General features: G+C 47.4%; 8 protein-coding genes and 1 pseudogene. 1 reads left to right on the forward strand and 8 read right to left on the reverse strand.

All coding sequences use genetic code 11. From position 1 onward, the window contains the following. From AC0QH1_RS28970 to AC0QH1_RS29005, 8 genes and pseudogenes are all read right to left on the reverse strand, one after another. Positions 1-261 (reverse strand): ELWxxDGT repeat protein (locus tag AC0QH1_RS28970; RefSeq protein WP_324634915.1); only part of this gene is annotated, 261 nt, incomplete at its 3' end. 229 nt (positions 262-490) lie between these two features. Next, positions 491-853 (reverse strand): hypothetical protein, encoded by a 363-nt coding sequence (locus AC0QH1_RS28975; protein WP_324634916.1) that lies wholly within the window; start codon positions 851-853, stop codon positions 491-493. Between the two features lie 691 nt (positions 854-1,544). After that, a complete protein-coding gene (locus tag AC0QH1_RS28980) occupies positions 1,545-1,964 on the reverse strand; it encodes a PEP-CTERM sorting domain-containing protein (RefSeq protein WP_324634917.1) in 420 nt (139 codons plus the stop codon). A gap of 137 nt (positions 1,965-2,101) precedes the next feature. Continuing rightward, positions 2,102-2,821, reverse strand: a pseudogene (locus AC0QH1_RS28985) (RNA polymerase sigma factor); the annotation flags it as partial. A gap of 45 nt (positions 2,822-2,866) precedes the next feature. Beyond that, entirely contained in the window at positions 2,867-3,196 is a 330-nt protein-coding gene (locus AC0QH1_RS28990; protein WP_442957386.1) for an RNA polymerase sigma factor, read from the reverse strand. Positions 3,197-3,539: 343 nt separating this feature from the next. Further along, positions 3,540-4,046, reverse strand: coding sequence for a calcium-binding protein (locus AC0QH1_RS28995; RefSeq protein ID WP_324634921.1), 507 nt, complete (start codon positions 4,044-4,046; stop codon positions 3,540-3,542). 57 nt (positions 4,047-4,103) lie between these two features. Then, entirely contained in the window at positions 4,104-4,247 is a 144-nt protein-coding gene (locus AC0QH1_RS29000) for a hypothetical protein (RefSeq protein WP_324634918.1), read from the reverse strand. A 37-nt stretch (positions 4,248-4,284) separates the two neighbouring features. Beyond that, the gene (locus AC0QH1_RS29005) at positions 4,285-4,560 is read right to left on the reverse strand and encodes a hypothetical protein (RefSeq protein ID WP_324634919.1); all 276 of its coding nucleotides are present in this window, start codon (positions 4,558-4,560) and stop codon (positions 4,285-4,287) included. A 279-nt stretch (positions 4,561-4,839) separates the two neighbouring features. Between AC0QH1_RS29005 and AC0QH1_RS29010 the strand changes: the two genes are divergently transcribed. Then, positions 4,840-5,081, forward strand: a 242-nt coding sequence (locus AC0QH1_RS29010) for a helix-turn-helix domain-containing protein (RefSeq protein WP_324634920.1), incomplete at its 3' end; no start/stop codon positions are given.

The raw sequence follows: 5,081 nt of genomic DNA on the forward strand, positions 1-5,081 counted from the left end.
GCCGTTGGTGCCGTCATTTGCTCTAAAGTACAGGGTGCCGTTGATGTTGGTTAAATTTTTGAGAGATGAGCTAACCGAACCAGACCTGATATCTTTAACTAAAACCGTACCCCCTTCCGTGCCGTCGCTCTTCCATAGCTCAGTGCCGTTGGTGCCGTCATATGCTGTAAAGTACCGGGTGCCGTTGATGTTGGTTAAATTTTTGGGAGATGAGCCACCCGAACCAGAGTTGATATCTTTAACTAAAATCGGTTCCGTCATGAGCGTTTCTCCATGTTTTTTGAAAGTTGTTGATTGTCCAAATTGAGATGCTCCCTAAATATTGATGCTTTGAGGAGCGAATCGATAGGGCTTTTTGGCGCTAACAAAAATTTGTGTGCGCTGTAATTAATGAATATCCCTCTTCTGTCACTCTTGGAAATTTTAACGAAAGAATCAGGGTTTGAACCCCCTTTTTTGGAAAGTGACAGAAGAGGGATAAAACCGCTTATTAGCTTGATTTTGCTGCTGACAAAGACTTAAGCTTCATATCAAGATCGGCCAATACATTTGTTAATGTTTCAGCATTGTGACGGCTTCCTCTGAAGCTTTCATCGAGAATGTTGCATGAAAAAAATCCTTTTTTCGCCACAGCTTTTACATGAAAACTTAGGGTCTCTTGATCGCATTGCCATTGTGAAATAGTAACTTCGACCTTGGCTCCTTGGAGTTCTTCGTCTATCGTTTCGTTTCCGTTAATTTCTAGATCGAAAGAACCAGAACCCAAATTGGTTTGAGCAGTGATTCGTACAGGAAATACTTCACTGCCATCATCAGAGACATCTCCTGTTATAGTGCCATGAACTGCACCCAAAAAAACAAGAAAATGAAACTTCCTTATGTATGATAAGAGCCCTTTTATTCTTGAACATTTTATACACTCCTGTATTCGTCAAGGCCAATAGAGAGAATTTGTTCCATCTACTAATAAGACAGTTTTGGGTGGCATTTTGTGAACTTTTCTGCCTCAAAATAGACAGGACTTACGCATGGTTAACGAAAATTCGACCTTTGAGATTGCTTCGCTGCCCCTCGCAATGACAAAAATGGGTGTTGCTCAATAGGATATTGTACTGGAGCCCCCGGTAGGGTGTGTTGCGGCATCGATAAATTATGGGTTTTGCCGAAAAATATTGACCTAGCCGCAACGCACCACCCCCACCAACAAACCCCATGAATAAATATGTGAATTTAACCCAAAATTGAATTCGGGGTTCCGTGGACGGTGCGTTATGCGGAAATATCATTGATTTGTCACCATTCACATTTTCTGGCCGCATAACACACCCTACCTATGATGGTGTCGCCCCCGGTAGGGTGTGTTGCGGCATCGATAAATCATGGGTTTTCACGATAAATGTTGACCTTGCCGCAACGCACCGCCCCCACCGACAAACTCCGAAGCAATTCCTGATTTTTCCGAGTTAGAAAATTTTGGCAATAAAAGTCAGGAATAACTCGCAAATGCCACTTTTCCCTACGAGGTATTGCGGGCGTCCAAACAGTTAGGCTTTGGCCTTTTTCCTGCTTCCCAGCATAAAACCGCCCACTGTAATCAAACCTACTATTAGACTAGGCTCTGGGACGGAGACCATCTCTGTCGCATCTCCTGGCCCCACTCCGCTGATGGACTGCCCTAGCTCGTCTGCTGTGAGACTGTTCGCAGAGTTGTCTGGAGATTCAGAAATTTCATCTGACCCCACTCCGCTGACGGACTGCCCTGACTCGTCTCCTGTGGAACTGTCCGCAGAGTTGTCTGAAGATTCGTCGAAATCAAGAAAATTTAAGCAAAAGGGAATAGGGCCAAAAACATTTCTGCATTCCTCATAGGAGCCGAAAGCCAGAGCAGAGGGTTGAGAGGCGATCGCCATTGTCATTCCCAAAGTCAAAGCCGCACACAATTTTTGAGCATTCTTAACCAACATTATTTCTGACCTCATCAACAATTTTGAACAATTCAACAAAAAAGTAGGATTGACTTCATCGCTCCTTCTATTTAATAAGACAGTTTTGGGTGGCAGTTTGTGAACTTTTCTGCCTCAAAATAGAGAAAATTTCTTTCTTAAGGAGGACGACAGGGCCATTTTCCCGATAACAGGGCGATTTTTTCCGTAGGCGAACTGCTGGGAACCGGAACCCAAGGCCCCCAGAAAGGCAGAGAAAGAAGCTGGGTTCCACCAAATACCGATCGCCCCTTGCCGATTAACCTTTTTTTCCCGCGTCCAATCTGCCCTGACGCCAAATAGCACCAGACCCATCTCCCGGGCAATTCAAATTGATATCTATTCTTAATCCGAAGCGATAACCTTGCATTGGCCAAGATAGCCCCGACTGCCTGGGGTCGAAGAATCAAGGCCAACTTACTCGATCGCAATTTTGATTTCAGCCCGGGTTCGGGACTTAGGCATAAGGAACCAAGTTTGGGCCTTTGAGATTGCTCTCCCCTCGGCAACGACAGAAATGACCGTTGGAGTTCCTCTTTTGTCCTCAGTTCTGCTGGATTAAGCCTTGTTGGGTTCCGTTTCGCTTCATCCAACCTACTAGAGGCCGGTTCCCCCACCGACAACTCATCCGCACTCGTCTCTTCCACATCCGTTGCCAACGAAGAACTAGAGTCCTCTGTCACTCCGTTATACTCGTTCCATCGCTCTCGCAAAATGGCCCTGGCATTAGAAACCCGCTTGCGGGCAGTCCCCTGAGAAATGGCCAACCGTTCGGCTATCTCCTTGTAAGACAGCTCCTCCTTCCAGTAGAGAAAAAAAGTCTCCCGCAATTTGGGAGATAAATTATTTACCTCTCCCTCAAAAAATAACTCGAGATCTTGCCGCTACGCGGCAAGATCTGGTTCTTCTTCCTGGCTAACCCATAGCTCTTCGTTAGCTTCACAGGAAAATAGGCGATCGCGCTTTTTAAGCAGGTTCGTGCAAAGATTATTCACCAATCTGACCAACCACGCCTTCACATTATTAATAGGTTTGCTGCTGGTTCGCCAACCCTCCCTAGCCCTAAGCATAGCCATACCCAGAACATCTTCCGCCTCCGTTTGGTTGCCTCTCATCCGTCGGAGGCAGCAACGGTAGAGACAGCCTTGATGCTGTTGCCACTCCCGCCAAAACACCGAATCAATACCTACAGTTCTTTTGTGCCTATCTAGCATCTTTGTAACTCCTCGTCTCCTTTCGGATACAAAAAAATTAAGTTAGGCACCCCGGGTTTCTCAATTCTGTGTTTGCAATCTTGTTACCCCTATTCTGGGTTCCAGGTTTGCTGTCGTCAAGAACCCAAGTCACTGTCAAATTTAAAATTTCGTGTTAATAGCTCTCGTCCGTTGCAACTCGTACTGGACCGACACACTTTAAACGTTGGGTTGCTTAGGTTTCAGCCGCCTAACCCACCCTACACGAAAGCTACGACCTCTGCACGATCGGCAAACTGCCAAGCTTAACTTGGCTTGACAGGAAGTTATAGCGATCGCGTTTTCGATGCTTTCCGGGCGATCGTCAAACGGGCTTGGCTGTGGCGGTGAAGGGGTAGGGGCGATCGTTGCCTGCCTCTCCTTGCAGTAGGTCATTATCTTTCCCACCCCAGAGGGTATCGTCTCCGGCATCGCCGATGAGGGTGTCTTTGCCTCTATTGCCAAACAACAAATCACTCTCGACATCGAGAGTAGAAGTGGGGTCTAAGGTTCCGCCCCGGATGAAGTCGTCGCCGAAGTCACCCCAGATCATATCTGTGCCTAAGTCGCCGTAAAGATGGTCGCCATCTTTGCCACCCCAAATGGTGTCATTGTCCCGTCCGCCAAATATCGTGTCGCGTCCGGTGTTGCCTGCCAGAACATTGCCACCTTGATTGCCAAAGATGAGATCGTTCGCGTCCAATCCAGTGACGATATCGTTGCCTGCCAAAGCTTGAATCGTGTCAGCGTTCGGGGTTCCAATCAGGCGATCGTTGCCAAACGTACCGAGGATTGCCGTAGTTCTGTTTATCTGTTTAGTGTTGAATTTCAGGTTGTAATCACAACAATAGTCGGGACAGTTTTCGCTCGTCCCCTTGAAACCCTGATTCTACTGACCATCGCCCGCGAAAAGTCGGTGCGGTTTGCGGTGGGGCTGATGGCTCGCTCCCGCGATCGCCGCGATCGCTTTTTCGATGCTTCTGGCTTGGGGAGGCAACTGGTTGTAACGGCTGTAGTTTGCTAAATCATGCAATAATGATTATCGTTCCCGTTCTTTTGTGCTAATGTCATCACAATTTGCTGCCCGGACTTCCGTTGAATCTGTCGAAGAAGGGATGCTCTTGGCTCCTAAGTTTGACGCCGGCGCGCCCGCTAACGAAGGTATGGCGGATGAACCCGAGAAACTGGGATAGGGCTTGTGTGGCTTGCTGTTGCAAGGTTTCGGAGCCAAAGCTGCTGTAGTCGTAGTCGAAGCGGAACGCGAGGGGTGACTCGGAGGCTCCAGAAAAATCCGAGACCGAAACCGGGGCGATCGCCAAGGAAGGCTTGAGAAAAATCGCAGACATGGTAAAATTGTGGGTGATATTTTGTTTGGATTAATGGGGAAGGCAATCCCCTTTTTTTGTTTGAAATGGGAGATTTAGGGAGCTGATGGCAGAACGAACGCATTACGTTCTACTGTCATTATGCGACAAAACGCCAGTCGTATTGTCGTTTATGCTGCTAACATACTCAAAATTTTTTAATTTGTCAAGGGATAAACCTACTTATTTTTGTAAAGAAATGTCATAAAATCCGGGATATTGAAAAAAAATAATTGTAGCAACATTAGTGCTGAGTGCTAGGTGAGCGAACAGAAGGATAGACAAGGGACGCCGCAGATGCGGTTGGCACAGTTGGTAGCATTTCTCGGTGAGATTTTGGCAGAACCGAACGATACGGCGCTGGCGCAGCGAATCGGGATCGAGCGTAGTGCGTTTCGGAGGTTAAAGGCGGGAGAAAGTACGAACGTCTATAAGCGCAACCGAGAGGCGCTGCTTAACTTTTTGGGCGTGACGGCAGATGAACTCAATGCCTATATTGAGGG

The organism is Phormidium sp. CCY1219 (assembly GCF_055795085.1).